This is a genomic window from Hyphomonas jannaschiana VP2 (assembly GCF_000685215.1).
Classification (GTDB): Bacteria; Pseudomonadota; Alphaproteobacteria; order Caulobacterales; family Hyphomonadaceae; genus Hyphomonas; species Hyphomonas jannaschiana.
Window position 1 is genome coordinate 20352 of sequence record NZ_ARYJ01000012.1, and the last position, 25913, is coordinate 46264.

General features: G+C 63.0%; 27 protein-coding genes. 18 read left to right on the top strand and 9 right to left on the bottom strand.

What is annotated here, in order from left to right; all coding sequences use genetic code 11:
• The first annotated feature begins 13 nt into the window (after positions 1 to 13).
• The 6 genes from HJA_RS14940 (at position 14) to HJA_RS14965 (ending at position 5744) form a co-directional block, all read left to right on the top strand.
• Positions 14 to 1345, top strand: a complete 1332-nt coding sequence (locus HJA_RS14940; RefSeq protein ID WP_035583794.1) for a S41 family peptidase — start codon at positions 14 to 16, stop codon at positions 1343 to 1345.
• A 94-nt stretch (positions 1346 to 1439) separates the two neighbouring features.
• Positions 1440 to 2762: a divergent polysaccharide deacetylase family protein gene (locus HJA_RS14945; protein WP_051597751.1), complete on the top strand. Its 1323-nt coding sequence runs from the start codon at positions 1440 to 1442 to the stop codon at positions 2760 to 2762.
• The gene (locus HJA_RS14950; protein ID WP_035583745.1) at positions 2759 to 3274 is read left to right on the top strand and encodes an RNA pyrophosphohydrolase; all 516 of its coding nucleotides are present in this window, start codon (positions 2759 to 2761) and stop codon (positions 3272 to 3274) included. Before HJA_RS14945 ends, HJA_RS14950 begins: the two co-directional genes overlap by 4 nt.
• A gap of 30 nt (positions 3275 to 3304) precedes the next feature.
• Complete coding sequence (locus HJA_RS14955) at positions 3305 to 4081, top strand: alpha/beta hydrolase (RefSeq protein WP_035583796.1); 777 nt, start codon at positions 3305 to 3307, stop codon at positions 4079 to 4081.
• Positions 4078 to 5007 carry an aminotransferase class IV gene (locus HJA_RS14960; protein WP_035583746.1) on the top strand — a complete coding sequence of 310 codons (930 nt, stop codon included), beginning with the start codon at positions 4078 to 4080 and terminating at the stop codon, positions 5005 to 5007. Before HJA_RS14955 ends, HJA_RS14960 begins: the two co-directional genes overlap by 4 nt.
• 8 nt (positions 5008 to 5015) lie before the next feature.
• Positions 5016 to 5744: a sulfotransferase gene (locus HJA_RS14965; RefSeq protein WP_241764379.1), complete on the top strand. Its 729-nt coding sequence runs from the start codon at positions 5016 to 5018 to the stop codon at positions 5742 to 5744.
• 16 nt (positions 5745 to 5760) lie between these two features.
• Here the strand turns inward: HJA_RS14965 and folE are convergent, their stop codons facing one another.
• Positions 5761 to 6378 carry a GTP cyclohydrolase I FolE gene (gene folE / locus HJA_RS14970; protein ID WP_035583798.1) on the bottom strand — a complete coding sequence of 206 codons (618 nt, stop codon included), beginning with the start codon at positions 6376 to 6378 and terminating at the stop codon, positions 5761 to 5763.
• Positions 6379 to 6741: 363 nt separating this feature from the next.
• Between folE and cysS the strand changes: the two genes are divergently transcribed.
• From cysS to HJA_RS15000, 6 genes are all read left to right on the top strand, one after another.
• The gene (cysS, locus tag HJA_RS14975) at positions 6742 to 8127 is read left to right on the top strand and encodes a cysteine--tRNA ligase (RefSeq protein WP_035583747.1); all 1386 of its coding nucleotides are present in this window, start codon (positions 6742 to 6744) and stop codon (positions 8125 to 8127) included.
• Positions 8128 to 8188: 61 nt separating this feature from the next.
• Positions 8189 to 8647, top strand: coding sequence for an iron-sulfur cluster assembly scaffold protein (locus tag HJA_RS14980; RefSeq protein ID WP_035583748.1), 459 nt, complete (start codon positions 8189 to 8191; stop codon positions 8645 to 8647).
• Positions 8631 to 8978 (top strand): membrane protein insertion efficiency factor YidD, encoded by a 348-nt coding sequence (gene yidD / locus HJA_RS14985; RefSeq protein WP_051597753.1) that lies wholly within the window; start codon positions 8631 to 8633, stop codon positions 8976 to 8978. Before HJA_RS14980 ends, yidD begins: the two co-directional genes overlap by 17 nt.
• Positions 8979 to 9355: 377 nt before the next feature.
• Positions 9356 to 11320 (top strand): threonine--tRNA ligase, encoded by a 1965-nt coding sequence (thrS, locus tag HJA_RS14990; RefSeq protein WP_035583749.1) that lies wholly within the window; start codon positions 9356 to 9358, stop codon positions 11318 to 11320.
• A 64-nt stretch (positions 11321 to 11384) separates the two neighbouring features.
• Positions 11385 to 12629 carry an O-antigen ligase family protein gene (locus HJA_RS14995; RefSeq protein WP_035583750.1) on the top strand — a complete coding sequence of 415 codons (1245 nt, stop codon included), beginning with the start codon at positions 11385 to 11387 and terminating at the stop codon, positions 12627 to 12629.
• Positions 12626 to 13435 carry a glycosyltransferase family 2 protein gene (locus tag HJA_RS15000; protein ID WP_051597754.1) on the top strand — a complete coding sequence of 270 codons (810 nt, stop codon included), beginning with the start codon at positions 12626 to 12628 and terminating at the stop codon, positions 13433 to 13435. Before HJA_RS14995 ends, HJA_RS15000 begins: the two co-directional genes overlap by 4 nt.
• A gap of 12 nt (positions 13436 to 13447) precedes the next feature.
• Here HJA_RS15000 and HJA_RS15005 read toward each other — a convergent pair whose 3' ends face one another.
• Together HJA_RS15005 and gloB are read right to left on the bottom strand one after the other, a co-directional pair.
• A complete protein-coding gene (locus HJA_RS15005; RefSeq protein ID WP_035583751.1) occupies positions 13448 to 13894 on the bottom strand; it encodes a cupin domain-containing protein in 447 nt (148 codons plus the stop codon).
• Positions 13894 to 14667: a hydroxyacylglutathione hydrolase gene (gene gloB, locus HJA_RS15010; protein ID WP_035583752.1), complete on the bottom strand. Its 774-nt coding sequence runs from the start codon at positions 14665 to 14667 to the stop codon at positions 13894 to 13896. Before gloB ends, HJA_RS15005 begins: the two co-directional genes overlap by 1 nt.
• A 51-nt stretch (positions 14668 to 14718) precedes the next feature.
• On the opposite strand from gloB, the gene HJA_RS15015 reads away from it, so the two are divergent.
• Positions 14719 to 15462, top strand: coding sequence for a class I SAM-dependent methyltransferase (locus HJA_RS15015; protein ID WP_035583753.1), 744 nt, complete (start codon positions 14719 to 14721; stop codon positions 15460 to 15462).
• A 56-nt stretch (positions 15463 to 15518) separates the two neighbouring features.
• The gene (locus HJA_RS15020; protein WP_035583754.1) at positions 15519 to 15863 is read left to right on the top strand and encodes a P-II family nitrogen regulator; all 345 of its coding nucleotides are present in this window, start codon (positions 15519 to 15521) and stop codon (positions 15861 to 15863) included.
• 8 nt (positions 15864 to 15871) lie between these two features.
• On the opposite strand, the gene HJA_RS15025 is transcribed toward HJA_RS15020, so the two are convergent.
• Positions 15872 to 16276, bottom strand: coding sequence for a DUF983 domain-containing protein (locus tag HJA_RS15025; RefSeq protein WP_051597755.1), 405 nt, complete (start codon positions 16274 to 16276; stop codon positions 15872 to 15874).
• A 149-nt stretch (positions 16277 to 16425) separates the two neighbouring features.
• Between HJA_RS15025 and HJA_RS15030 the strand changes: the two genes are divergently transcribed.
• The 3 genes from HJA_RS15030 to msrB all read left to right on the top strand — a co-directional run bounded on the left by HJA_RS15030 (position 16426) and on the right by msrB (position 18224).
• Positions 16426 to 17391, top strand: a complete 966-nt coding sequence (locus HJA_RS15030) for a prephenate/arogenate dehydrogenase family protein (protein WP_277813110.1) — start codon at positions 16426 to 16428, stop codon at positions 17389 to 17391.
• Positions 17388 to 17627 (top strand): DUF2164 domain-containing protein, encoded by a 240-nt coding sequence (locus HJA_RS15035; RefSeq protein WP_035583756.1) that lies wholly within the window; start codon positions 17388 to 17390, stop codon positions 17625 to 17627. The genes HJA_RS15030 and HJA_RS15035 overlap by 4 nt, the downstream gene beginning before the upstream one ends.
• A 66-nt stretch (positions 17628 to 17693) precedes the next feature.
• The gene (gene msrB / locus HJA_RS15040) at positions 17694 to 18224 is read left to right on the top strand and encodes a peptide-methionine (R)-S-oxide reductase MsrB (RefSeq protein WP_035583757.1); all 531 of its coding nucleotides are present in this window, start codon (positions 17694 to 17696) and stop codon (positions 18222 to 18224) included.
• 6 nt (positions 18225 to 18230) lie between these two features.
• Here msrB and HJA_RS18720 read toward each other — a convergent pair whose 3' ends face one another.
• From HJA_RS18720 to HJA_RS18195, 4 genes are read right to left on the bottom strand one after another with little or no spacing between them, the layout of a single operon-like run.
• Positions 18231 to 19418: a M23 family metallopeptidase gene (locus tag HJA_RS18720; protein ID WP_051597756.1), complete on the bottom strand. Its 1188-nt coding sequence runs from the start codon at positions 19416 to 19418 to the stop codon at positions 18231 to 18233.
• The gene (locus HJA_RS15050; RefSeq protein WP_155840035.1) at positions 19418 to 20074 is read right to left on the bottom strand and encodes a hypothetical protein; all 657 of its coding nucleotides are present in this window, start codon (positions 20072 to 20074) and stop codon (positions 19418 to 19420) included. Before HJA_RS15050 ends, HJA_RS18720 begins: the two co-directional genes overlap by 1 nt.
• 5 nt (positions 20075 to 20079) lie before the next feature.
• Positions 20080 to 20685, bottom strand: a complete 606-nt coding sequence (locus HJA_RS15055) for a hypothetical protein (RefSeq protein ID WP_035583759.1) — start codon at positions 20683 to 20685, stop codon at positions 20080 to 20082.
• On the bottom strand, positions 20686 to 22956 hold the full coding sequence (locus HJA_RS18195; protein WP_081814749.1) for a S8 family peptidase: 2271 nt from the start codon (positions 22954 to 22956) through the stop codon (positions 20686 to 20688).
• Between the two features lie 224 nt (positions 22957 to 23180).
• On the opposite strand from HJA_RS18195, the gene HJA_RS15065 reads away from it, so the two are divergent.
• Entirely contained in the window at positions 23181 to 24458 is a 1278-nt protein-coding gene (locus HJA_RS15065) for an MFS transporter (RefSeq protein ID WP_035583760.1), read from the top strand.
• A gap of 1 nt (position 24459) precedes the next feature.
• Here HJA_RS15065 and HJA_RS15070 read toward each other — a convergent pair whose 3' ends face one another.
• A complete protein-coding gene (locus HJA_RS15070) occupies positions 24460 to 25806 on the bottom strand; it encodes a lytic murein transglycosylase (RefSeq protein WP_241764381.1) in 1347 nt (448 codons plus the stop codon).
• Positions 25807 to 25913: the final 107 nt, after the last annotated feature.

Sequence of the window (25913 nt, forward strand, 5' to 3'; positions counted from 1 at the left end):
AGAGGTTTGGAACATGCGTTCATTGATGATTGGCACCGGTGTTGGTTTGATCCTCGGCGCGACGGCTGTCGGCCTGTCCGCGATCGCCGCACCACAGAGCGCGCCGCCGCCTTCCGATCCACGCACGGTAACCTATCAACAGCTTGAATTGTTTGCAGAAATTCTGGCTCGCGCCCGTCAGGACTATGTCACGGAGATCGACGAGCCGGAAGCCATGGAAGCGGCCATCAACGGCATGCTGACCTCGCTGGACCCGCATTCCGGCTATCTGAATGCCGACGATTTCAAATCCATGCAGGTGCAGACGTCCGGCGAATATGGCGGTCTCGGCATTGAAGTGACGATGGAAGACGGCTTCGTGAAAGTTATTTCACCCATGGACGACACGCCCGCCAGCCGGGCCGGGATTCAGCCGGGCGACCTGATTACTGCCATCAATGGCCAGCCGATCATCGGCAAGACCCTGAATGACGCGGTCAAGGAAATGCGCGGCGAGCAGGGCACGCAGATCGACATTACCGTGCTGCGCGAAGGCGTCGACCCGTTCGACGTGACGCTGACTCGCGAAGTCATTGAACAGAAATCCGTGACCTGGGAGCTCGACGAGGACGATATTGGCTATATCCGTATCTCCACCTTCAACGAGCGCACCACCCCTCTGCTGGAAGCAGCCGTGAACGGCATCTCCGAAGAGACCGGCGGGCGTCCGCGCGGCATTGTCATTGACTTGCGCAACAATGGTGGCGGCCTGCTCGACCAGGCCGTGTCGGTCAGCGACATGTTCCTGTCGGGCGGCGAAGTTGTCTCCACGCAGGGGCGGCGCGCGGCGGACATGGAAAGCTACATGGCGCACAATGGCGAAGTGTTCAAAGGCGTGCCGATGATCGTACTGATCAACGGCGGGTCGGCTTCGGCTTCCGAAATCGTGGCCGGCGCCCTGCAGGACCGCCGCCGCGCGACCATTGTCGGCACGACCAGCTTCGGCAAGGGATCGGTCCAGACGGTGATCCCGCTGGGCGCAGATCGCGGGGCGCTGCGCCTGACCACGGCGCGCTACTACACTCCGTCCGGCCACTCGATCCAGGCGCTCGGTATCGAACCGGATGTCTCGATCTCACCGGCCCGTCTGACCGAGGAAGAGCTGGCGAAGATCAAGCGCTTCTCCGAAGCAGACCTGCCGCATGCCCTTCAGAACGAGGAAGGTGCAGAGCGCCGCGCCCTTCAGATGCCGGACGAGCAGCCGCCGGAAGGCTATGAAGGCAAGGACTTCCAGCTGGAACGCGCGAAGCAGATGTTGAAGGACGGTGCCATCACCGCAAGCAACGGCCTGAAACGCGCCGGATAACAGCATTCGGTTAACCTTCGTTTGCAACCTGTTAACCGGATTGAGGCAAATCTGGTCGTTCACAGTCGACTGGATTTGATTACGAGGTTGCCACATGGCAAATCGCCGGGATGCTGAGCCGTCACCGCTGCGCGCAGGCGTCATGCATACGGGTCTCAGCCTGTTGGTGTTCGGCGGGATCGCAGGCGCGCTCGGCGCTGGTATGTACCTCATGGGCGATCCGTCGGAGGCCGGTCCGAAACAGACCCTGGCCCTGTTCGAGACCCAGGACACGGCCGCCCCGCCGCTCAAGACCCGCCTGAAGACCGACATCGCCACAGCGAACCTGTCGATCGAAACGCCAGACTACAGCGAAGAGGGTGGATCGGGTGATCTGCCGGAGTCCGGGCCGGACCTCGGCATCGACGCACCGGAGGAAACCCGCACAGCGCAGCTCGAAGCGGACCTGCCCGCCGGGCAGGGAGATGCTGACGAGGCTGGTGTTCGCATCAATGGCAAACTGGTCAAGCCCGGCGAATCCTATGGGGAAGTCACCCGGATCGTCTCGCTGGAGCGCGCGCCCATCGCCGGCATGACCGAGCGGCTGAACGGCATGACGCTGCCGCGCATCTCGCCGGATGGTCTTGCCCCGGCCGATGCCTATGCCCGGCCCTTCATCAATCCCGGTGACAAGCCGGTCGTGGCGATCGTGGTCGGCGGGCTTGGCATCAATGCCACGCACACACGCTCTGCCATCGATGAATTGCCGCCGGAAGTGACACTGTCTTTCGCGCCGGATGCCACCAGCCTGCAGACCTGGATCAATCGTGCTCGCGCGGCCGGTCATGAAGTGCTGATCGAGACGCCGATGGAGGCCTATGATTACGGCCGGATGAAAATGCATCCGCTGACCCTGCTGGCCAGCGAGGATGAGGCCCGCAACCGGGCACGGCTCGACCGGATCCTAAGCCGCTCGACAGGCTATTTTGGCCTGATCAATTCGCAGGGCTCCAAGATCGGTGACGATGATGCTGCGATGAAGCCGGTCCTGCAGGCGGTCTCAGACCGCGGCCTGGCCTTCATCGATGATGGCGGTCTCAATGCTGCCCATATGAAACAACTCTCCGGTGAGACCGGCCTGCGCTATGTGCGCGCCGATTCCGCGATTGATGCGAAACTGTCGGCAGAGGAAATCTCGTCCGAGTTCATGGAGCTGGAAAGTCAGGCGCTGAAGAATGGCGCGGCACTGGGCTCCGGCTTTGCCTTCCCGATCACGATCGAGATGGTGAAGACCTGGACGGCGGGGCTGGACCAGAAAGGCATCGTCCTGGCGCCGGTCTCTGCTCTGGCGGCGGCGCCTCCCCCGCCGGAAATTCCCAGTGAAGACAGTGTTCGCACTGGCAGCCTTGAGCTGCCTCCTGTAAATCCTCACGGGTGACACAGGTAAAGCAAGACCCCGACCGCTATCGCGCCAATGTTGGCCTGGCCCTCTTTTCGAAGGCCGGGCACGTCTTCATTGGCCGCCGCATCAATGGACGCGGCTCCTTTCAGTGGCAGATGCCCCAAGGCGGCGTCGACAAGGGCGAAGACCCGGCCGAAGCCGCCCTGCGTGAGCTGGAAGAAGAAGTCGGCGTGCCGGCCAAACTCGTCGACACGCTGCAGGAAACCGAAGACTGGCTTTACTACGACTTCCCGCCGGATCTGAAGAAGCGCCTGCCGGGGCCTTATCTCGGCCAGCGGCAGAAATGGTTCGCTTTCCGCTTCAAGGGATCTGACAGCGATGTGCGGCTGGACCGGCACACGCCGGAATTCGATGCCTGGCGCTGGGCCCGGCTTGAGGAGACGCCTTCGCTGGTCGTGCCTTTCAAACGTGCGGTCTATGCCGAAGTGGCTGTCCGGTTCGAACGCTGGACGGCGCCGGTCCTCGGCGGCAAGGTGCCTCAGGGCTGAGGCTGGACACAGGCCAGAGGAGGGATGGGCATGTCAAAGACCCTGTTGATGATTCACGGCGTCGGATGCGGCGGCGACGTCTGGGACCGGATGATCCCGTTCTTTGAGGCAGACGGCTGGACGTGCGAGGCGCCGACCCTGTTTCCGGGCCGAAGGGTCAAATCGAACCCGCCCCAGTCGCTCAGCGAACTTGGCATCGACGATTATATCTCTGCCATGTCTGCGAAGGCGAAAGAGATCGAAAAAACGACCGGGGAGAAACCGGCCGTGATCGGTCATTCCATGGGCGGCCTGATTGCGCAGGTTCTGGCCGAAAAGGGGGATGTGTCGCAGGCCGTGTTCCTGACGCCTGCCCAGCCCAAGGGCTGCGCCGTCATCGGGCCGAGCGTGGCGATCACCTTCCTCAATATCCTGATCCAGCAGAACCGGAAGAAATCCTACAAGGTCTGGCGGACAGGCTTCGATTTCGGGGTGACGAACTGTGTGCCCAAGCGGCTGCGCGAAGACATCTATGCTGAGGCGCTCTACGATTCCGGAAAAGTCTATGGCGACCTGACCGACGGCGTGGAAGTCGACGAGTCGAAGATCAAAATCCCGACCCTGACAATCGCGGCCGGCAAGGACCGGGCGACGCTGGCCTCGGCCGTCCGCAAGGTCGCCGAGAAATACAGCCGCGCGCCCGTCGCCGGTGATTTCCTGGAGTATCCGAAGAACGGACACTGGATCGTCGATGAACCGGGAACGGACAAAGTCGCTGCCGACATTGCCGGCTGGCTGGAGCGCACACGTGCAAAGGAAACCGCATGATGGAAGACGACGCCCACGGCGTTCATGATTATCTCACCGACCCACGCAATGCGGACATTCTCATCTCGGTGAATGGCGAATTGAAGAAACGGGACGAAGCGGTCGTCTCTGTTTTCGACAGCGGTTACATTCTGGGTGATGGCGTCTGGGAAGGTTTGCGGGTCATGGATGGCGGCATCGCCTTCCTGCCGGAACACCTGAAACGCCTCTGGGCGGGCGCCAAGACGATCGACATGGACATCGGCCTGACGAAGGATGAGCTGACCGCGCGGTTGGTCGACTGCCTGAAGGCCAACGGCATGGATGATGGCGTCCATATCCGCCTTATGGTCACGCGGGGGATCAAGAAGACCCCTTATCAGGGGCCGCGCTTCACCATCACCAAGCCGACCATTGTGATCATCCCGGAATACAAGACGCCGGTGCCGGAGATCGTGAACGCGGGCGTGACGCTGTTCACGGTACATGTGCGCCGGACCGGCCCGGCCGAGCAGGACCAGAAACTGAACTCGCACTCGAAGCTGAACTGCATCCTCGCCTGTATCCAGGCGGACAAGGCCGGCGCCGACGAGGCGCTGATGCTCGACCCGATGGGTTTTGTCGCGACCTGCAATTCCACCCACTTCTTCATCGTGCGCGACGGGGAAGTGTGGACCAGCCCGCCGGAATACTGTCTTGGCGGCATCACGCGCGGCAATATCATCCACGTCTGCCGTGAGGCAGGCATTCCGGTGTTCGAGAAACGCTTCTCCCTGTTCGATGTCTATTCGGCAGACGAGGCCTTCATCACCGGCACGTTCGCGGGCGTCACGCCTGTGCGTGAGGTGGACGGACGATCCATCGAAACCATCGATGGTCCGGTCTCGCAGAAGATCCGCGAAGCCTACAAGGCGCTTCAGGCCCGCAGCCTGACCCCGATCGCATGAGTGTGGACATGACGCAGACGATCCGGATCGCCATGTGGTCCGGCCCGCGCAACATGTCGACGACGATCATGCGCAGTTTCGGCGCGCGGCCGGAAGCCGTCTGCGTGGACGAGCCTTTCTATGCCGCCTGGCTGGCCGCGGCGGGGGAGGTGCACCCGATGCAGGAAGAGATCCTCGCCTCCCAATCGTCCGATCCGGCGGTTGTCGCGCGCGAATTGCTGGCCCCGCTGCCACCGGGCAAGACGCTGCAATACCAGAAGCAGATGACCCACCACATGCTGGAGAGCTTCCCGCTCGATTGGGTGAGCGGTGTGCGCCACGCGTTCCTCGTGCGCCATCCCGGACGGGTGATTGCGTCCTATACGAAGAAAATGGGCGATGTCAGCCTCGACGCCATCGGCGTGCCCCAGCAGGAGCGGCTGTATCGGGAAATCACCGAACGGACGGGCAAAGCCCCGCCGGTTGTGGATTCCGACCAGCTGCTGGCTGACCCGCCTGAAGTCCTGCCGCGCCTTTGCGACGCGCTCGGCATCGACTGGGACCCGTCCATGCTCGGCTGGGCACCAGGAGCGAAGCCGGAAGACGGTGCCTGGGCACCACACTGGTATGATGCGGTCTGGAAGTCTTCCGGCTTCGGCCCGCCGCCCGGCGACCGGCCGGTTCTGGAAGGCAAGGCGGCCGACATAGAAAAAGAGGCGCTCGAAAGTTACGAGCGCCTCCTTCAAAATCACGTTTGAGACGGGGCTTCAGGCCTCAGCCGCGGCCGGTCATCCGCAGGAAGCGGTTGCGCAGGTCCGCGTCCGATTTGAAGACGCCAGTGAACTGGGTCGTGATCGTGGACACATCCTTGTGGTGCACGCCGCGGGTCGACATGCACTCATGCACCGCGTCGATCAGCACGGCCGTGCCCATCGGGGCGAGGCTTTCCGTGATGGCGTCGCAGATCTGGGACGTCATCGTTTCCTGCGTCTGCAGGCGCTTGGAGAAGATCTCCACCACGCGTGCCAGCTTCGAGATGCCGACAACGGCTTCGGTCGGCATGTAGGCGACATAGGCCTTGCCGAGGAAGGGGGCCATATGGTGCTCACAATGGCTTTCCACGTCGATGTCGCGCAGCATGACGATGTCGTCATAGCCCTGAACATCCTCGAAGGTCCGCGAGAGGTATTTCACCGGGTCTTCGGTATAGCCGGAGAACCATTCCTTGTAGGCATTGACCACGCGCTTCGGCGTATCGATCAGGCCTTCACGGGCCGGGTCGTCACCGGCCCACGCGATCAGCGTGCGAACCGCTTCTTCAGCTTCTTCCTGCGAGGGGCGTTTCACTGGGTTCGCGCGCGCAATTTCATTCTTGGGTGTAATGGCGTCCATGGCCATGATGTCGGAGTCCTTCGACTGAGGGACGGGGGTCGAGCCGGGGCGTCCCTTGAAGGTCTTTCACGCCTTCTGCCCGGACTTAACGCCCGCCCGGAGTTTGTACCCTCAGGGCGATAATCTGGAACATAAGGGCCATAAGCCCCGGTTTCCAGCTGATTCTACGGTGACGGCGCGTCACTGGATCAGCCGTCAGTTGCTTTTCGCTGCGTTAACTGGTACCGCCCGGCCCATGTTCGCGCCCGCTTCTGCCCTTTGTTGTCCTTGCTGTTGTTGCCGCTGAGGCCACAACGCGCCATTAGGTCTGTCAGACACTGACCCTGCCGGCATTTCCCGAACAAACCCGATCCAGAGACACAAATGACCATCCGCCTTTACGACACCGCTGCGCGTGAAAAACGCGTTTTCGAGCCGCAGGACCCCAAACGCGTGACGATGTATGTCTGCGGCCCCACGGTCTACAACTACGCCCATATCGGCAATGCGCGTCCGCCCATCGTGTTCGACGTGCTGCGCCGCCTCTTGGTCCGTACCTATGGCGCCGACGCGGTCGTCTATGCCCGCAACATCACGGACATCGAGGACAAGATCATCAAGGCCTCGCTGGAGACCGGCGAGCCGATCGCGGACATCACGAAGAAGTTCGCCGAAATCTACAATGCTGACACCACCGCACTGAACGTGATGGCGCCGACCATCGAGCCGTGGGCGACGGGCCATGTGGCCGAGATGATCGACATGATCGAGAAGCTGGTCCGCCGCGGCTATGCCTATGTCGGCAAGGAGGGCGTCTGGTTCTCGGTGAAGCAGATGAAGGATTACGGCAAGCTGTCGGGCCGCAGGCTGGAAGACAATGAGGCCGGCGCCCGCGTTGAAGTCGATGCCGACAAGCGCGACCCGGCTGATTTTGCCCTCTGGAAATTCGCCAAGCCCGGCGAGCCCGAAGACGCGATCTGGGACAGTCCGTGGGGCAGGGGCCGCCCCGGCTGGCACATCGAATGCTCCGCCATGGCGGCAAAGCATCTTGGCAAGACGATCGACATTCATGGCGGCGGTATCGACCTGCAATTCCCGCATCATGAGAACGAAATCGCCCAGTCCGAATGCGCGCACGGCGAGGTCATGGCGAACTACTGGCTGCACAATGGCTTCCTCGACATGGGCGGGGAGAAGATGTCGAAATCGCTCGGCAATGTCGTGCTGGTGCATGACCTGCTGAAGGCATGGCCCGGCGAAGTGCTGCGCCTCGCCATGCTGAGCGGGCATTACCGCGCGCCGCTCGACTGGACCGAAGACCTGCTGAAACAGGCCAAGACGACGCTCGACCGGATCTATGGCGCCCTGCGCCGGGTGTGGGAGGCAGACGGCGGCGAGGCCCGTGACACGGGCGTTTTGCGCGCGCTGGAAGATGACCTCAACACGCCGGAGGCGCTTGCGGAACTTTCCCGCCTTGCGAGCGAAGCCAACACGGCGGCCGACCAGAAAGATGCCGCCGCCATGGCGAACGCGAAGGCGAACCTGCTGGCCGCCGGCAAGCTGCTTGGCCTGCTGACGCTGACCCCGAAAGACTGGGAGCAGGGCGGGGACAATGACGAAAACGCCCGCATAGACGCCCTCGTGCAGGCCCGGGTCGATGCCCGCGCTAACAAGGACTGGGCCGAGGCCGACCGGATCCGCAATGAACTCGCCGCCGAAGGCATCGAGATCATGGACGGGGCGGGCGGTTCGACCTGGCGCCGGGTCTAGCACGGCTACAAGCCCTTTCGCCGCCTTGCGCTGGCGGAAGGGCAAGGCCATCTTGCCGACGATGAGCGAGCTTTACCACAACCGCATTCTCGAACTGGCTGCCGGCATCCCGTATGTCGGACGGCTCAGCGACGCCGAAGGCTCGGTGACCAAAGTCTCCCGCGTCTGCGGATCGGTCGTGCATGTCGACCTGAAACTGGACGAAACAGGCGAGACCGTTACGGAAATCGCTGTCGATCCAAAGGCTTGCGCCCTCGGGCAGGCGGCAACGGCAATCCTGGCTGAACACGCCGTCGGCGCGCCGGTGTCCGAGATCATCGCCGCGCGCGATGCCCTGAAAGCCATGCTGAAAGACGGCGGCCCGCCGCCCGAAGGCCGCTTCTGGGAGCTGCGCCACCTGGAGCCCGTGGCCGACTATCCGCCCCGCCACGCCTCCACCATGCTCGCCTTCGAAGCCGCCGTCGCCGCCATCGAGGAAGCGCTGCAGAAGCGCGCCGCCGCCCGTGAAGCCGCCGAATAACCGCCTGCGCCGCCGGGCAGCTTATGCGCTGCTCTGGGTCTACAAACATGGGCCGAGCCAGGTGATGTGGGCCTTTGGCGCGCGGTGCCAGCACACGCCAACCTGTAGTGAGTACGGGGCTGAATGCATCTCCCGCTTTGGCTGGTGGCCGGGTTTCTGGATGACGCTGGCGCGGTTCCTGCGCTGCCGTCCGGGCGGGACGATGGGCTGCGACCCGCCGCCTGAAACGAAACCCCAAGTGCCGCTCTGGCAGCCCTGGCGCTATGGCGACTGGACGGGCAGGGGCATGAAGCATGCCTGCAAGCCAGTTGAAAAGCGCCCGGAGGCATGACATATCGCCGCCATGCATTTTCGTCTGATCACCGCTCTGACCACACGAACCCGCCGGGGTGCCTGACGCGCCTTCGGCCCGCACGCTCGTGCGCGCCCGCCTCATGCACCCGCCAAAAGCCCTGAAAACCGAGCCCTGAATGGTGCCGCCAAATCCGGCCGGAACACCATAAACAGGACCATATATACACCGTTTATGGACCATTTAGAGCTCGCCCCATTCCCGGAAGCCGCCTGACTGCATGCCGCCCGCTTTGAGGGTGGGAAAAGCGGTAAAGAAGCGCTAAGCAAGCCGCCGCATAAGGCTTTCAATCAAGGCTTTCCGGGCCCCTGGAGTTTGCGCCCCGCGCGGGCGACCGAAATCGAAGAAGAAGACCGATGATCAAAGTAACGCTGCCTGATGGCTCAGAGCGGGAATATGCCGAAGGCGCCTCGCCGCTGGACGTGGCCGAGAGCATTTCCAAATCCCTCGCCAAAAAGGCCCTCGCCGCCAAGGTGGATGGCGAGATGTGGGACCTTGTCCGCCCTCTGGAGGGTGATGCCGAGGTGGCCATCATCACCGACCGCGACCCCGAAGGCCTTGAACTGATCCGCCACGATGCCGCCCATGTGCTGGCGCAGGCCGTCCAGGATCTGTATCCAGATACGCAGGTGACGATCGGCCCGGTCATCGATGACGGCTTCTACTATGACTTTGCCCGCGAAGAGCCGTTCTCATCAGACGATTTCGAGAAGATCGAAAAGAAGATGCGCGAGATCGTCGACGCCGATTACCCGATCGTGCGCGAAGTCTGGGACAAGGACGAAGCGATCGAGACGTTCAAGAAGATCGGCGAGGACTATAAAGCGCAGATCATCGACGACATCATCCCGCCGGGCGAGGCGATCACGGTCTATCGCCAAGGCGACTGGTTCGACCTCTGCCGCGGCCCGCACCTTCCGTCCACGGGCAAGCTGCCGAAGGCGTTCAAGCTGATGAAGCTGGCGGGCGCTTACTGGCGCGGAGACTCGAAGAACGAGATGCTGCAGCGCATGTACGGCACGGCCTGGGCGAACGAGAAAGACCTCAAGGCTCATCTCGTGCGTCTGGAAGAAGCCGAGAAGCGTGACCACCGGAAGCTTGGCCAGCAGCTGGACCTGTTCCACCTGCAGCCTGAAGCGCAGGGGTCTGTGTTCTGGCACCCGAAAGGCTTCATGATCTGGCGCCAGCTGGAGGCCTATATCCGCCGCGCGCAGGATGAAGACGGCTATGTCGAGGTGAAGACGCCGCAACTGCTCGACTCTGTGTTCTGGGAAAAATCCGGCCACTGGGACAAGTTCCGCGAGAACATGTTCGTGGTGCCTGACTTCATTCCGAATACGGATGAGGACGAGGTCAAGATTCCGGCGGAAACGAGCCTGATGGCGCTGAAGCCGATGAACTGCCCGGCGCACGTTCAGATCTTCAAGAACGCCCAGCGCTCCTACCGGGACCTGCCGATCCGCATGGCGGAATTCGGCTGCTGTCACCGCAACGAAGCGCACGGCGCGCTGCACGGGCTGATGCGCGTGCGGCAGATGACGCAGGACGATGCCCACATTTTCTGCCGTGAAGACCAGATCGGTGAGGAAACGCTGCGCTTCCTGAAGCTGTTCTCCCGCGTCTACAATGATTTCGGCCTGACGGAGATTTCCTACAAGCTCGCCACGCGCCCGGACGTACGCGGCGGAACGGATGAGAACTGGGACCGCGCCGAAAAGGCGCTGGCCGACGCCCTGACCGAAGCCGGGCTCGAATTCGAGATCGCCGAAGGGGAGGGCGCCTTTTACGGCCCCAAACTCGAATTCCACCTGACGGACGCCATCGGGCGGACATGGCAGTGCGGCACGTTCCAGCTGGACTATGTCCTGCCGGAACGTCTGGATGCGGAGTATACCGGTTCCGACGGCGCCAAGCATCGGCCGGTCATGCTGCACCGCGCCGTGTTCGGCACGTTTGAACGTTTCATGGGCATCCTGATTGAGAACTATGCCGGGGCGTTCCCGATGTGGCTTTCCCCGGTTCAGGTCGTCGTGGCTGCCATCACGGATGCCGCCAATGATTATGCCGAGGAAGCCGCCGCGGCGCTTCGCAAGGCTGGCCTGCGCGTGGAGACGGATCTTCGCAATGAGAAGATCAACTACAAGGTCCGCGAGCATTCGCTGCAGAAAGTGCCGGTGATTGCCGTTGTCGGCGGGCGCGAGGCGGAGGAGCGCACGCTGGCGCTGCGCCGGCTTGGCTCGAACGGCCAGCAGATCATCGCGCTGGACGAAGCGGCCGTGTCATTGGCACAGGAAGGCCTTGCACCGGACCTGAAGGCCTGAGACGATTCTGAACGGCTGATCAGGGCAGCTGACAAGCGGGGCGAGTAGAATAGAAGTGCGACTCATGTCCTACGCGCCTGTGCTTGCTGCTGCTTTCGTGCTCTGGCCCCTGATGGGCCTGCTCGGCGCGCAGGGCTATACCCCGCTTCTCGGCCTGGCGGCCCTGCCGGCGCTGGCGCTCGCCCGGCCGAAATGGCCCCCGGCAGTCTATGCCATCCCGGCCTTTCTGTTCGTGGTCTGGGTGGTGATCGGCGAGGCATGGTCGCCGGTCTCTACCGGCCTCGTCAGCGGCAGTTTGCTGGAAGGCAATTTTGCCGTGAAGGCCTCCAGCCTGCGGATCTTCCTGACGGCCGTCTTTGCCCTTCTGGCAGTCGGCGGCGCATTGCGCATTGCGGAAGGTGGCGCGCAGATCACCACACGCGTGATGCTGGGCGCGTTCGCAGCGCAGGGGCTGATCCTGGCGATCACGGTGATTTTCTCCGGTCCGTTGCTGAGGATGGTCTATGGGACGGACCCGAACGAACTGAACTCCGGCATCCAGAATCTGGGGCGCAATGCGAACGCGTTTGCGCTCGTCCTGCCGATCCTGATCGCTTATCTCTCGGCCCGCCCGCAATTCTTCTGGAAGCCGGTGGTGGCGCTACTGGTGGTCACCAGCCTGCTGATCTTCGCCCGGCTCGATGCGCAGAGCCCGATGATCGGGCTGGTTTTCATGATGGCGGCGATCGGCCTCGTTCAGGCGATGCCGAAACTCGGCTTCCGGGTCCTGTTCACTTCGCTTGGCGCCTATGTGGCGGCGGCGCCCATGCTGATCGGGACGACGCTGAAACTGCTGGAGGCGTACAACATCCACCTTCCGGGCTCGTTCCAATCGCGGGCCTGGGCCTGGCATGTCGTGATCAACAAAGTGTCCGAACGGCCGGTGACGGGCCATGGCATCTCCGCCTCGAAGACCTGGAACCAGACCTATGCCGACTATCCCGAATGGGCGGCGCACCTGCCGGAGAACTGGCAGTATTATCCCGTTGTTCCGGGACATCCGCACAATATGGCGCTGCAGATCTGGGCCGAAACCGGGATGATCGGCGCGGTGCTGGTGGCTTTCTCGCTTGTCCTGCTGGGCTTCCGTCTTCCGGCGCCGGGCCAGATGCGGGCCGATGTCCGCTATGCCATCGCAGGCGTGATGGGTGTGGCGCTCAGCGTGTTCAGCTTCGCCTACAATATGTGGAACGAGGCTTTCTGGTCGAGCGTGGCACTGGCGGCGATCGCGATTATCCTGCTTGCCAAACGCCGGCGGGAATCTCTGTGAGCCTGCCGGCGATCAGCGCGCTGGTCGTGTCCTACAAGACAGGCCCGCGTCTGCATGAGGCGCTCTATGCGCTGAAGGGCGATCCGGACATCACAGAGATCATCCTTGTCGACAATGGCAATCCGCCAGCCGATGAGGCCTGGATCGACCGGTTCGTGGCAGCTTGTCCGAAGGCGCGGCTGATCCGGGAAGGGGATAATCCGGGCTTCGGCGCGGCCATGAACCGGGCGGCGGGGCAGGCGAGGGGAGACCTGCTGCTCGCCTGCAATCCGGATTGCGTCATCAAGCGCGGCGCGATGCGGCCGATGGCCGATGCACTGGAAAGTGCGCCGCGCCCGGCCATTGTGGGGGGGCGGATATTTGGCCTCGATGGGCGGGAAGAACGCGGCGCGCGGCGCAACACGCTGACGTTGTGGAACGCCATTGGCCTTGGCCGCTGGGCGCTCGACGGCACGCCGGAGCCGGACGGGCCTGTCCGCGTCGGCGCGGTCACGGGCGCCTTCTTCCTGATCCGCGCAGAAGATTACCGCGCGCTGGGCGGGTTCGATGAAGCCTATTTCCTGCATGTCGAGGATGTGGACCTGTGCCGCCGGGCGATTGAGGCGGGCGGTTCTGTTACCTACCAGCCGAAGGCGGGTGCGCTGCACTACACCTCCACCTCGGATGCGCCGCGGGACAAGGTGCAGGCTCACAAGGCGGCGAGCCTGAAACGCTATTTCCGGAAGTTCGCAAAGACGCCGGGGGAGAAGATTGCTGCCGCGCTGATGGTGCCGCTGATTGGTCTTGCGATGCGCCTGCGCGGCTAGGTCAGGTCTGTTTCAATTCTGGGGCCTCCAGTCCGGCGGGGCGAGTTCGAAGCCTGCAAAGTCGAAGCCCGGCGCCACCACGCAGGAGACCAGCGTCCAGGCGCCCAGTGTTTCGGCAGTCTGCCAGTGATGCGCAGAGACAACGCCTTGCAATGACTGCCCCGCGCGCAAGTCCGGCCCGAGCGTGATGGTGCGCGGATCGGCGCCGTCCGGCGTAGCGGTCGTCAGCACCAGCGGCCCGCCTGCCTGCCACAGCCACATCTCGTCGGCATCGACCCGGTGCCAGGCGGAGACCTCATCGGCTTGCAGCAGGAAATGGATCAGCGTGGAGGCCGGGCGCTCGCCCTCAGCTGCAGCGGCACGGAAAGTCTCCACATAATGCCCGCCCTCCGGGTGCGGCGCCATGTTCAGGAGACGGATCACCTCCCGTGCGCCAAGGTCGCCGGAGATGGCCTGCATCAAAACTTGTCCTTGCGGCCGCGGATTTCGGCGAAGGTTGCGACCGCGTCGCCGGGGTGGCCCATCGCGGCCTGAAGCTCCGGCACATCGGCGCGCAGGAAGGGGTTGGTGGCGAGTTCCCGGCTGAGTACCGTCGGTACGGTCGGGATGCCCTTGGCGCGGCGCTCGTCGATCTGTCTCACATAGGCGGCAAGGTCTGCATTGCCGGTCTCGATCGTCTCGGCAAAGCGGGCATTGGCCTGGGTGTATTCATGCGCGCAATAGATCGTTGTCTCCGGCGGCAGGGCCTTCAGCTTGGAGAGACTGTTCCACATCATTTCCATCGTGCCTTCGAAGACGCGCCCGCAGCCGAGCGCGAAGAGGGCGTCTCCAACAAAGGCTTTGTCCTGCTCCGCGAAGTGATAGGCGATGTGGCCCAGCGTATGGCCCGGCACGTCCAGCACACTTGCTGTCGCGCGGCCAAACTCGACTGTGTCGCCTTCCTTCAGCGTCACATCAATGCCGGGGATCTTCTCTGCCTCACCCGCGGGGCCGTAGATGGTGCAGCCGGTGGCTTCCTTGATCTTCATGTTCCCGCCGGCATGATCGGGGTGCCAGTGCGTGTTGAGGATATGGCTGATATGCCAGCCCATCCGCTTCGCCTCGGCCAGGTATTTGTCGGCGTCAGGCGTGTCGATGGCGGCGGTCTCGCCTGAATAGGCTTCATGCACGAGATAGCCGTAATTATCGTTCAGGCAGGGAAATCGGTGTACGTCGAGGGTGATCTTGGTCATCTTTGTCTCCTGAAGACGTCTCCAGAGGACTGGCCTAGCACAGGGAAACTCATGCGTCAGGATGCTGTCACGCTCGAACGTTTTTACTCTGCCCAGCTGGGGCAGGCGGCGGCGCGTATCCTGTCCGGCAAGCTGACGGATCTGTGGGGCGAGGCGCGGGGCCTGTCGCTGCTGGGGCTCGGCTTTGCCATTCCGGTGCTGGATGCGTTCGGCGAGGCGCCATCGCGCATCATTGCCGGTGTGCCGCACGAGCATGGCCCGGTGAAGTGGGACTATTCCGGCCGGGGCAATGCCACGGTCGGCGTCGGTGATGACCGGCTGCCCTTTCCGGATGGCATGTTCGACCGGGTGATCGTGCTGCATGGGCTGGAAGAGGCGGGCAATCCGCGTACTTACCTGCGCGAAATCTGGCGCATCACGGCGCCGGAAGGGCGCATCGTACTGGCGACGGCCAATCGGGGCGGGCTGTGGTCGCGGGCAACGCGTACCCCGTTCGGGCAGGGACGGCCCTGGACCCGGCCGCAGCTGATAAACCTGCTATCCTCGGGTCTGTTTCAGGTCACCGCATCGACCAGCGCGCTCTATATGCCGCCAGTGTCTGCCGCGCTGGTGACATCGGCGGCCGAGGGCTGGGAAGCGATCGGCAGCCTTATCGCCCCCGGCTTTGGCGGTGTCGTTCTGGTGGAAGCGGTGAAGCGTCTTTATGCGAGCCCCGGTGGCGGGGCACCCGCGCCTGTGACCGAAAAGGTACGGATTCCGCGTCCTGTACCGTCCCCGAAACGCGAAAGTCATTGACGTGTCATATAAGCGGCAGATACTTCGCACCTGCAGCAACTATTAGGAGTAGCGCCATGAAGCTTGTCACAGCCATTTTCAAGCCCAGCCGGCTCGACGCAGTGATCGATGCGCTCTCCGAAGTCGGGGCCACCGGCCTGACTGTTTCCGAGGTCCGCGGCTATGGCCGCCAGCTCGGCAAGACGGAGGTTTATCGCGGCGCCGAATACGAAGTGCGACTACTTCCGAAGGTCAAAGTGGAGGTCGCCTGTCCGGATGATGCGGCAGAGCGATTTGCCGACGCCATCAGCCAGGCGGCCAATACCGGCACGATCGGCGACGGCAAGATCTTTATTCTGGACCTTGGCTCCGTCATCCGCATCCGCACTGGCGAGCGCGACGAACTGGCCGTTTCCGGTTAGATCAAACCTCAGGACGCGTTTCTGTCCGCGCCGGAATCGCTGGCTTTGACGTCGGTCGCTGTGACCTCGGTCGCGCCATGGTGAAGCTGCAGGTTCAGCAGGATTGCCTTGGCTATCGGCAGCAGCGCCAGGATCAGGCCGATCATGATGGCGCACATCACCACGAAAGCCAGGATCTTCAGGCCCACCGGCATCGGGATCATGGGCACGATGAAGATGAAAGGCGCAGTCAGGATCAGCACACCAAAGCCGACAAAGAAAGCAGGGCCGTCGGCAGTGTCGTCATTGCTCATTTCACGGCCGCAGACAGGGCAGGCATCGTTCAGCTTCAGATAGCTCTTGAACAGCTTGCCTTCGCCGCAATTTCCGCATTTCAGCTGCAGGCCGGACAGGATGGGGGAAGGTTTCGACATGGAGGAACTCCGGGGAACTGACCCGACACATCGGGCCGCAGGCGTCATTCTTCAATGCGACAGATGGAACGCGGGGGACGGGCGGCTCTTGACGGGCGGGGCGGCATTGCCCACCAGAGCGGGCTGAAAATCGCCAAAAGCTTCAAGCAATATCGCAAGACGGAACAGTCCAGATGTCTGACCCCATATTCGAGCGGATCGCCATTGTCGGTGCGGGCCTTATCGGCTCTTCCATCGCGCGGGCCGCCACGGCCTATGGCGCGGCGGGGTCTGTCTCGCTGTATGATGCCAGCGACGATGTACGGGCCCGTGCGGAGGGGCTGGATCTCGGAAATGTGACCGCAACGCTGGCCGATGCCGTGCAGGACGCGGACTGCGTGATCCTCTGCGTGCCGGTCGGTGCACTGGCGCCGGTGGCAAAGGCGGCGGTGGCACATATGAAGCCCGGCGCGATTCTGACAGATGTCGGCTCGGTCAAGAAACAGGCCGCCGAGGCGCTGATCTCGGCGGACAATGGCGCGGTGCTGATCATTCCGGGCCACCCGATTGCCGGCACGGAACAATCCGGCCCGGAAGCCGGTTTCCCGACCCTGTTCAAGGGCGCCTGGCATATTCTCACTCCGCAGGACGGCAAGGACGCAGTCTATGCCGATGCCGTGCAGAAGCTGACGGATTTCTGGACCGCGCTTGGCGCAAAGGTGGAAACCATGGACCCCGCCCGGCACGACCGTGTGCTGGCCATCACTTCCCACTTGCCGCACCTGATCGCCTTCAACATCGTCTCCACCGCGTTCGACATGGAAACGGTGGAGGAGGGCGAAGTGGTGAAATTCTCCGCCGGTGGTTTCCGGGACTTTACCCGTATCGCGGCCTCCGACCCGGTGATGTGGCGCGACGTGTTCCTGAACAACAAGGAAGCGGTGCTGGAATGCCTCGGCCGGTTCTCGGAGGACCTTGCCGCCCTGCAACGGGCAATCCGCTGGGGTGACGGCGATTTCCTGATGCAGGAGTTCACCCGTGCCCGGACGATCCGCAAGGCTGTCATCGATGCCGGGCAGGATTCCGGCGCGGTGAACTTCGGCCGGAACCAGAATGGTGTTAAAGACGGCGGATGAAACCGCTTACACTTTCAGACGACCGGCGCGAGGCGCTGGCCGGCCACCTGCAGCGCCTGTTCGCGTCCGAATTCGATGAGGACCTCAGCAGTTTCCGGGCCGAGGCCATCATCGACCTGATGCTGAAACAGCTGGGTCCGGCGGTCTATAACCAGGCGGTCGAAGATGTGCGCGCGCATTTTCAGGACAAGCTGGATGACCTCTCCGGCGAAGTCTGGGTCGATGGTGGTGTCTGAACCCGCTCACGAAACCTCACACGAATTTGTGTCGCCTGCGATGCGGGCCCGCGCTAGGGAAGGGGCATGAAACCGATGACTGCTCCTCTTTCCCGCCGCCGCCTGCTGTTTGCAGGCACAGCTTCGCTAGTGATCGCCGCCTGCTCGGGCGGGTCGCGCAGCGCCGCGGCTGAAGCCGAAACCAGCGACAGCGACCCTTATGCAGACAGCGAATGGCGCAAAGTGACAGAAGCGGAGTGGAAAGAACGGCTGGACCCGAAGGCTTTCGCCGTGCTGCGCAAGGAAGACACCGAACGGGCCTTCACCTCACCGCTGGAAAATGAAAAGCGCGCCGGAACCTATCACTGCGCCGGGTGCGACCTGCCGCTGTTTTCCTCGGAAACGAAATTCGACTCCGGAACGGGCTGGCCGAGCTTCTGGAAGCCGCTGCCGGGCGCGATGGGTACCAAGGACGACCACAAGCTGTTCTATACGCGCACGGAATATCACTGCGCGCGCTGCCTTGGGCATCAGGGCCACGTCTTCAATGACGGGCCAGCGCCGACAGGCCAGCGCTGGTGCAATAATGGCGTCGCGCTGACCTTCCGGCCCGCCTGACACCGCCTATTCGATGATCTCGACGCCTTCGGGAATGACGAAAGCCGGAACGGAGGCAATCGCGACGTCACCATCGTCGATCAGCTCGCCGGGGCCATTCTCGCGCCGCTCATAGGCTGCCACCAATGATGTATAGGGCGGAACATAGTCCCAGCCGCCATTGCCATTGTTCTGCGTAATCTCGAAATGCAGATGCAGCACGGTCGGCGTGCCGCCGAAATCGTTCGAGACATAACCGATCGTGTCACCAGCCTGGACCGTGTCGCCGATGGAGACGGCGAGTTTCTTCATGTTTAGGTGCAGGTATTTGTAGATCCGTCCGCCGGAGCGGAGGTTTACACTATAGGAGCCGACATTCGAGATGACGCCATCCTCCACGGCCACGACTTCATGGGCGTCCCTGTCGGCAGCCGAAGTGGAGCGTTCCGACTGACAGCTTTCCGGCGTGCCGACCCGGATGTCCTGGCCCTGGTGGATCTTGTTCATCGGGCAGTAGGCTGAGTTGCGGTTGGATGTGCGGGTTTCGCAGAAATTGTCCCGCCACGGATATTCGAAATTGCGTTCGTCGCACTGATCGCCGCCGACCATGCCGCCGCCGAAGGTAAATACCATGGACTGGAGATAGGCTGGAGAATCCTTGATCGGGAAAACCATGTCCGGCGCGAAAATGGTTTCATTCTCCGAGCCTTCGCCCGTGCCGGGCAGCAGGGCGCCCGGCCCGTAGAAGGAGAAGGCCGGTTCGACGGGCGCTGGCGGTTGCGGATCGTCGGTCACATCCGGCGTATCCACCGGCGGGCTGGTGTCTGTGTCGGCCGTATCGGTTGTATCGTCCGGCGTATCGGCGGGGGTATCCGTGGGTGTATCCACATCCGTGCCAAGGTCTGTGTCCCCCGTGCCGGTATCTGGCGTGTCGGCCGGGTCTGTCGGGGTATCCGTCATGCCGGGATCTGTGTCTGTGCCCGTGTCTGGATCCGTAACCGGCGTACCCGTGTCGGTGGGCTGGTCACCATTGCCGTAGGGGTCTGTTACAGGCGCGGTCGGTGGCGGCGGGCCGGGGGCGCCGGGCGGGACTGCCGGGCCGGCTTCCGGCGTGGCCGGCGGCGGGCCGCCATCGCCCGGAAAGCGGATGAAATCACAGGCCGAAACGGTCAGCAGCGTGGCTGCGCCGAGCAGGAGAGAACGCATACGGGCCATCAGCGCGACCTCACCGCAACGAGCGAATCTGCGATGGACAGGGCGTCGTCCTCGCTGATGCAGTCGGCATGTTCACCGTCCGCGTGGGTGCATTCAAATTCGATCAGGTAATCTGCGCCATATTTGGTGAACGCTACCTGTGCACCGCTCATCGTGGGGATGAAGCGCTTCGGCGTGTCCGTTGTGCCGGGCGCGCGGTCGCCGATGATCTCATTGGTGCCATTGACGACAATGTTATAATCCGTACCGGGATAGAAAGCGAAATAGCCATCGCTCAGCGGCTGGAATTTTACATCCGACTCGGCGCCCTGAGGCAGGACGATGCCCGTCGGCAGCATGACCGGCACAGGCGGCGGGTCACCTTCCTGCGAGGCGGTCATGAAATTGCCGCTGGTGCCGGAATTCGAGGCGACGTCGTTGCGGGCAGCGGCCCAGTCAATGGTCGCTTCCTGGCTCATCGCCTGGGTGTAGACGGGTGTGTCCACAGTCTCCGCGGGGAGTGTGTCTTCCGGCGTCTCGTCCGCCAGCGCGACCTCTTCCGGTTCGGAAATCTCCGTGGCCGGGTCGTCGCCCATGCCCCGGATGAACTTGTCACAGCCTGCAAGGCCCAGCAGGGCGCAGGCAGGCACCAGCACGAAGGCAATCTGCTTCCTCATGGCGGTCATTCCTTTCCGGGTTGAGCCACATAGTCCGGATCGGCATAGGCGACGCTGTCGACCTGCATGATCCGGTTCTGAATTTCGTTAATGGTTGCGCGGGTCGGCTCAAGGCCGGGCGGCAGGCGGTAGCCAAGCCGGATCTCTCCCGAATAGCTGGCGCCGACCAGATGAAAATCCTGCAGGACAGGATAGCGTGCCTGAAGATTGGCCCAGGCAATGTCGGCGGCGGCACGGTCGCGCTTGAAATTGCGGGAGATGACATCGATCTCCGGTTCGCCCTTGATGCGGACGATATAGACGATCTCTGACCCGTCCTGGCTGACCTGCGCGAGCTTTGTGCCGGCCGGTTGCCGCGTTTCGGCGGAGGCCGGGATTTCAGCGGGCCGGACCATCGGCAGCGGATCGCCTGGGTGGAGTTCCGGAACCGGCTTTACCGACTCAGGCGCGCCGGGCTGCGACACGACCGTTTGGGACACAGCCGGCTGGGCTGCAGGGCCCGTTCCGCCCGATCCGGCCATGACGAAGATGCCGGTTGCCCCGGCCAGCATGGCGAGGCCTGCAAGCCCGAGCGGACCGCCGAGGTGCAGGGGGGGCTGGCCGTCGCTCATTCAGTCTCCAACGCCTGTCGTGCCGACGGGTTCCGGAACATTGGCGAGGTTCAGGATGCGTCCGCCGCAAGGGCGCCGGCACATATTCTCGGAGCCCGGGATCGGCGTCGTTCCCGGATAGTCGGAACAAAGCCCGGCGCATTGCATGTCCGTGCGCGGATCTGTGGCGGCCATCAGGGTTTCGATCAGCTCGTCTGAGGAGGCTTCCGGATCGCGGGCCTTCAGCAGGGCCAGCGCAGCCGAGACATGCGGGGCCGCCATGGAGGTGCCCTGCTCATAGGCATAGTAGCAGTCCTGCACCGCTTCACCGGTGACCGGATCGTAGCAATCGGTCGAGGCCTTGGTCGAGAGAATGCCATCGGGGCGGGAGTCATTGTCGTCGTCGCGGGCCATCTCGCCGCCAGGGGCAAGGATGTCGACGCCGTCGCCGAAGTTCGAATAGGCGGTGATCTCGCCCAGCGCATTGCCGGCCGCGACGGAGATGACATTGTCACATCCGCCGGGCGCATAATAGGCCGTGTCGATGCGGGCGTTACCGGCCGCGGAGACGACGACTGCACCGCGCTCTGTCACCGAGTCGATCGCATCCTGCAGCGAGGCCGGGCAGTATTCGAACAGGCCGATGGACAGGTTGATGATGTCCGCCGGATTGTCGTTCCACACTTCGCTGCCGTCTTCGCCTTCGGCAGGGATCAGGCCTGCGGCCCAACGGATGGCATCGTTGATGTCGGACAGGCGCCCGCCGCATTTTCCTAGCGCGCGGACCGGCACGATCTTGACGTTCCACGCGCCGCCCGCGACGCCTGCGCCATTGTTGGAGGCAGCTGCGCCAATGGTTCCGGCGACATGTGTTCCGTGGAAGGAGTCTGCGGCACCGGGAACGGCCGGATTGCAGAGATCCCCCGGATCGTTCGGATCGGAATCGCGTCCGTCGCCGTCATTGCCCATGCGCGGATCGGAGACCATGTCCCAGCCCGGCGCGATATTGGCTGAAGCGGCAATGTCCGGATGGTTCATCTGCAGGCCGGTATCGACGACGGCGACCACGACATCGGATGAGCCTTCAATGCCCTGACGGGTCCAGAAATCCTGGAAACCGGCGCCGCCAAGCGACTGGCCTTCGCCCGAACCTCTGGGCTTCATGTCCCATTGCAGATCCCAGAGCGGGTCATTCGGGGTCACTTCCACGTTCACCGGCGTTGTGCTGCCCGTGGACGGCGTGACGCCATTGGACGTGGACGGGGAACCTTCCGGTGGCCGCCGAACGAACTGGTTTTCGAAGATGAAGTCCTTCTCGACATATTCGAACTGGCCGGAGGCACGCAGATCGTCGACGAAGCAATTGGTGGCAAGGACGGGGTCAGCCTCAATGGCATCCAGATCGTTCGGGTCCGGACATCCTTTGCCTTCATCAATGGCCAGGAAGCTGAGCGACGGGTCTTTCGCATCCTCCGGCGTGAACAGGGTAGGGCCGGCGCCGGCCACCTGGATCACCATCTGGCCTTCGCGGGACAGGGTGACCTCGGCATTCATCTTGTACTTGGCCAGCGTGTCCAACATCACGGCATTGGCGTCGCGCTGGGCGACGATGGCATCGCGCGTCACCAGAGACCGGCGGGCCAGCTTGCGGGCGGCCATCTGTTCCTCGACCGGGGCGGACTCCAGCGAGCGCGGCTGCAGCGAGCGGGTCTTTTTAAGGGGGGCGGGTTGCGTCTGCGCGGTCGTTTCCAGGGCCCGGGTTGCCTCCTCGATCTGTTGCAGCGACTGCTCGCGCGCTTTCGGATCCAGTTTCACGCGCGGGGCGATACCCATTTCGGGCTGGAAAAGTTCCAGCGAGCGCGAGGCCGGGGCACGGGGGGCAGGGGCTGCTGCGACCGGTGCTTCCTCCATGGCATCTGCGAGGGCGGTTTCATCCTCGAGGAACAGCTCACCATCATCAATTTCCGCCATGGCCTCGGCGGGCGGGATGTCGGCCGGTTTGGCAATGACGGACAGAACGGCAAAGGCCGGCTTGTTGGTCGGCTTGCCCGAGATGTCGCTGATCACCTTGCCGGCAATCGCGCGTGCCTCGACCGGGACAGACCGCATCGGATCGGTCTTGTTTGCCTGTTCCACAACCGTTTCGCCGGAGATCTGCTTGAGTGAGGCGTCAGCGATTTCGCGGGCCCGTTCAAGGCGTTCGCCCTGGCGGTCGCAGGCCGAGACGAGCAGCAGGCTGGTCAGCGCGGCCCCGAACAGGAGGCGGGCCGATTTGGTGGACTGGTTCGACATGAGAACGTTCCCCGTGAATTTCCCAAACAACATCCCAGCCTGCCTAGATTAACCCTATGGAAAGATTATGACGCCGTTTCCCTCCTGTCCAATCCAAAGGCATTTATTGACACGCCAATCCGGTGGCAGATGCGCCTTCGGGCACCTGTTCTGACCGGGCAGGATAACCCTGCGGGATAGTTTTCCTGTCTGGACAAGTCTCAAGACGCGGCGGATGAAGGGGCATGAGCGAGGGGAGCAAGGAGCCGCCAGACCTGTCGCGCCCGGATCGCCGTGGCGCGTTTTTCCTGTTGTTTTTCTGCCTGATGGCCATCGGGGCGGGAAATACGATGCTGATGGCGGCTGTGCTGCCGCCTCTGTCGCGCGAGGTTGGCCTTCCGGACTGGATGGCGGGCGCCGTTTTTGGCCTGTCGGCCTTTTTCTGGTCGGTCTTTTCGCCATTCTGGGGCAAGCGGTCGAACCGGTATGGGCGCAGGCCCATCGCGGCGCTGGGGCTGGCGGGCTATTCGGTCTCGATGCTGTTCCTGTTCCTGTCGGGCCTGGCGGCCAAGACGGGGCTCATCACGAACACGCTCCTGATCTTCGCCTGCCTTGCCATTTCGCGGTCGTTTTTCGGTATTTTCGGATCCGGGGCGAACCCGGCGGCGCAGGCTTATGTCGCTGACCGGACAAGCCAGGCCGAACGGCGCGACGAGATTGCGTTCATTTCCTCCGGCTTCAGCGTCGGAACCGTTGTAGGCCCGGCCTTCGCTGCTGCCCTCGTTGCCTTTGCGGGCATTCTCAGCCCGCTGCTTCTGACCTCCGTGATCGCTGCGGTTATGGCGGGCATGATCTGGTTTCGCCTGCCGGAACAGAAAGAACCGGTCACGGACGCGACGAATCTGGATGTCGAAACCAGTGCCCGCGGCCTTTGGCATTCGCGGGACGTGCTGCCCTTCCTGGTGTTTGCAGTCTGTCTGTCGCTCGCCACCGGCATCCTGATGCAGGTCTTCGTCTTCGCCGTGATGGACAAGCTGGACGTCGCAGGGCCGCAGGCTGCCCAGTATACCGGCCCGGCCTTTACCGTCGGCGCGATGGCTGTGTTGCTGGCGCAGCTGGTGCTGATCCCGCGCCTGAAGCTGCGCAACAAGACGCTTATGTGGGTGGGTTGTATCCCGCTGCTTTGCGGAGCGCTTCTGATGATCGTGGCGCAGGATTTCGCTACGCTGGTCATGGTGCAGTTCCTGCTGGGCCTCGGGCAGGGGCTTGCCCGGCCGGGCTTTTCCAGCGGGGCGTCGCTCGCCGTGTCACCCCAGCTTCAGGGTAATGTCGCCGGCCTGGTCATTTCAGCGAACGGTATGGGCTATATCGTGACACCCTTCTTCGGCCTGTTCGTGTACCAGTATGTCGGACCGAACATTCCCTTCATGATCGCCTCCGGCCTGCTTGTCTTTATGGGCCTCTACGCCTATCACGCCCTACGTGACGGCGTGGGCGAGTTCGATCCGGAAACGGATCTCTAGCTCAGTTGGTTGAGGCGACAGCCGCAGATCCGCCGGTCAGCAGGGCCAGCATGTCCTTGGTCGGATAGCCATCTGCCACGACGCCTTGCGACTTCTGGAACCCTTGCAGCGCAGTACGGGTCCTGCGGCCGGGAATCCCGTCCACGACGCCGGCATCATAGCCGCGCGAGTTCAGGCTTGCCTGCAGGATCTTGATCTCCGCCACGGTCAGCGGCTCGATGTCCGTCGGCCAGACGGCGACAGGCACTTTCTTGCCAGTGAAGGCATCGCCCGACAGGCCAACCGCCAGAGCGTAAGAGTCGGCATTGTTGTACTTCTTGAACACCTTGAAATTGTTGAAGATCAGGTATTTCGGTCCAGTGGCGCCAGCTGGCAGCCACAATTCGGCATACTCCGCCCCGCCGGTCTGGAAGTCGCCGCCACGGATCGGGATGAGACCGTGGCTGCGCCAGGTCTCCATCCGGCGTTCATTCCCGTCGGCCAGGGCGAAATCGAAGCCGGTCGGCACGATCACCTCGATGCCCCACGGCTGACCCGGCGACCAGCCGGAAGCTTTCAGGTAATTGGCGGCAGAGGCCAGGGCATCGCCTTCATTCTTCCAGATGTCTTTCTCGCCATCACCGTCAAAGTCCTGCGCGTAGGCGTAGTACGTTGACGGCATGAACTGGGTCTGGCCCATCGCGCCAGCCCAGCCGGCGATCAGATCGTCCCGGTGGGCATCGCCGCGTTCGACGATTTTCATCAGCGTCAGCAGTTCGCGTTCGGCAAAGGATTTGCGGCGGCCCTCCACGGCCATGTTGGCCAGCGTGTTCGGCCCGTCGAAATTGCCGATGACTGCGCCGAAGCTCGACTCCATGCCCCAGATGGCGGCGATATATTCAGCATCGACGCCGTATTTCGCTTCGATTTCAGCGAAAAGCTGGCTCTCATTGGAGAGGTGGGAGGCACCATTGGAGACCCGGCTGTTGCCCAGCGGCACTTTCAGATAATCCCAAATCGGCTTTGCAAACTCCGCCTGATCGCCCACGCCGACTGCAGCGGCCTGGAAGGTCGAGCCGAGATACAGGTCCAGTGGCCGGATGTTTTCAAGGAAGGATTTGACCAGGGCGCGGTCATGCCCTGCCGCGATGGCGCGGGCGGAAAAATCATCCCGCCAGGCGTCCATGTCGCTGTTTCCGGTGGATTTATAGTGGATTGGCCCCGTGTCTGGCGCCGGCTGACTGGGAGCAGGCGGCGGGGAAGACGGTGTACCAGGCGATGCCTGCGGACTATGGGCGCAGGAAACCAGCAGGCCGGCAAGAATTGCCGCACCGGCGATGTGCGAACGCGCGATCGCATGGCGTGCCACGTTATATGCTCCTGAAAACAGCCGCGCATGACAGCGCGTGTCCTTGACTCTGATGACTGGATTCATTACTCGCACCGCTTTCCAATTCCTTATGACCCACGGGGCCA

Bases quoted from the DNA above. Each gene is read 5' to 3' on its own strand.
- HJA_RS18720 (WP_051597756.1), bottom strand. From the start codon at position 19,418: ATGGCCCGTATGCGTTCTCTCCTGCTCGGCGCAGCCACGCTGCTGACC.
- gloB (WP_035583752.1), bottom strand. From the start codon at position 14,667: ATGACCAAGATCACCCTCGACGTACACCGATTTCCCTGCCTGAACGAT.
- HJA_RS14995 (WP_035583750.1), top strand. From the start codon at position 11,385: ATGTCCTACGCGCCTGTGCTTGCTGCTGCTTTCGTGCTCTGGCCCCTG.
- HJA_RS15035 (WP_035583756.1), top strand. From the start codon at position 17,388: ATGAAACCGCTTACACTTTCAGACGACCGGCGCGAGGCGCTGGCCGGC.
- HJA_RS14980 (WP_035583748.1), top strand. From the start codon at position 8,189: ATGAGCGAGCTTTACCACAACCGCATTCTCGAACTGGCTGCCGGCATC.
- HJA_RS14955 (WP_035583796.1), top strand. From the start codon at position 3,305: ATGTCAAAGACCCTGTTGATGATTCACGGCGTCGGATGCGGCGGCGAC.
- HJA_RS14965 (WP_241764379.1), top strand. From the start codon at position 5,016: ATGACGCAGACGATCCGGATCGCCATGTGGTCCGGCCCGCGCAACATG.
- HJA_RS15050 (WP_155840035.1), bottom strand. From the start codon at position 20,074: ATGAGGAAGCAGATTGCCTTCGTGCTGGTGCCTGCCTGCGCCCTGCTG.
- HJA_RS14960 (WP_035583746.1), top strand. From the start codon at position 4,078: ATGATGGAAGACGACGCCCACGGCGTTCATGATTATCTCACCGACCCA.
- folE (WP_035583798.1), bottom strand. From the start codon at position 6,378: ATGGACGCCATTACACCCAAGAATGAAATTGCGCGCGCGAACCCAGTG.
- HJA_RS15020 (WP_035583754.1), top strand. From the start codon at position 15,519: ATGAAGCTTGTCACAGCCATTTTCAAGCCCAGCCGGCTCGACGCAGTG.
- HJA_RS14940 (WP_035583794.1), top strand. From the start codon at position 14: ATGCGTTCATTGATGATTGGCACCGGTGTTGGTTTGATCCTCGGCGCG.
- cysS (WP_035583747.1), top strand. From the start codon at position 6,742: ATGACCATCCGCCTTTACGACACCGCTGCGCGTGAAAAACGCGTTTTC.
- HJA_RS15005 (WP_035583751.1), bottom strand. From the start codon at position 13,894: ATGCAGGCCATCTCCGGCGACCTTGGCGCACGGGAGGTGATCCGTCTC.
- HJA_RS18195 (WP_081814749.1), bottom strand. From the start codon at position 22,956: ATGTCGAACCAGTCCACCAAATCGGCCCGCCTCCTGTTCGGGGCCGCG.
- HJA_RS15065 (WP_035583760.1), top strand. From the start codon at position 23,181: ATGAGCGAGGGGAGCAAGGAGCCGCCAGACCTGTCGCGCCCGGATCGC.
- msrB (WP_035583757.1), top strand. From the start codon at position 17,694: ATGAAACCGATGACTGCTCCTCTTTCCCGCCGCCGCCTGCTGTTTGCA.
- HJA_RS15015 (WP_035583753.1), top strand. From the start codon at position 14,719: ATGCGTCAGGATGCTGTCACGCTCGAACGTTTTTACTCTGCCCAGCTG.
- thrS (WP_035583749.1), top strand. From the start codon at position 9,356: ATGATCAAAGTAACGCTGCCTGATGGCTCAGAGCGGGAATATGCCGAA.
- HJA_RS14945 (WP_051597751.1), top strand. From the start codon at position 1,440: ATGGCAAATCGCCGGGATGCTGAGCCGTCACCGCTGCGCGCAGGCGTC.
- HJA_RS15025 (WP_051597755.1), bottom strand. From the start codon at position 16,276: ATGTCGAAACCTTCCCCCATCCTGTCCGGCCTGCAGCTGAAATGCGGA.
- HJA_RS15055 (WP_035583759.1), bottom strand. From the start codon at position 20,685: ATGAGCGACGGCCAGCCCCCCCTGCACCTCGGCGGTCCGCTCGGGCTT.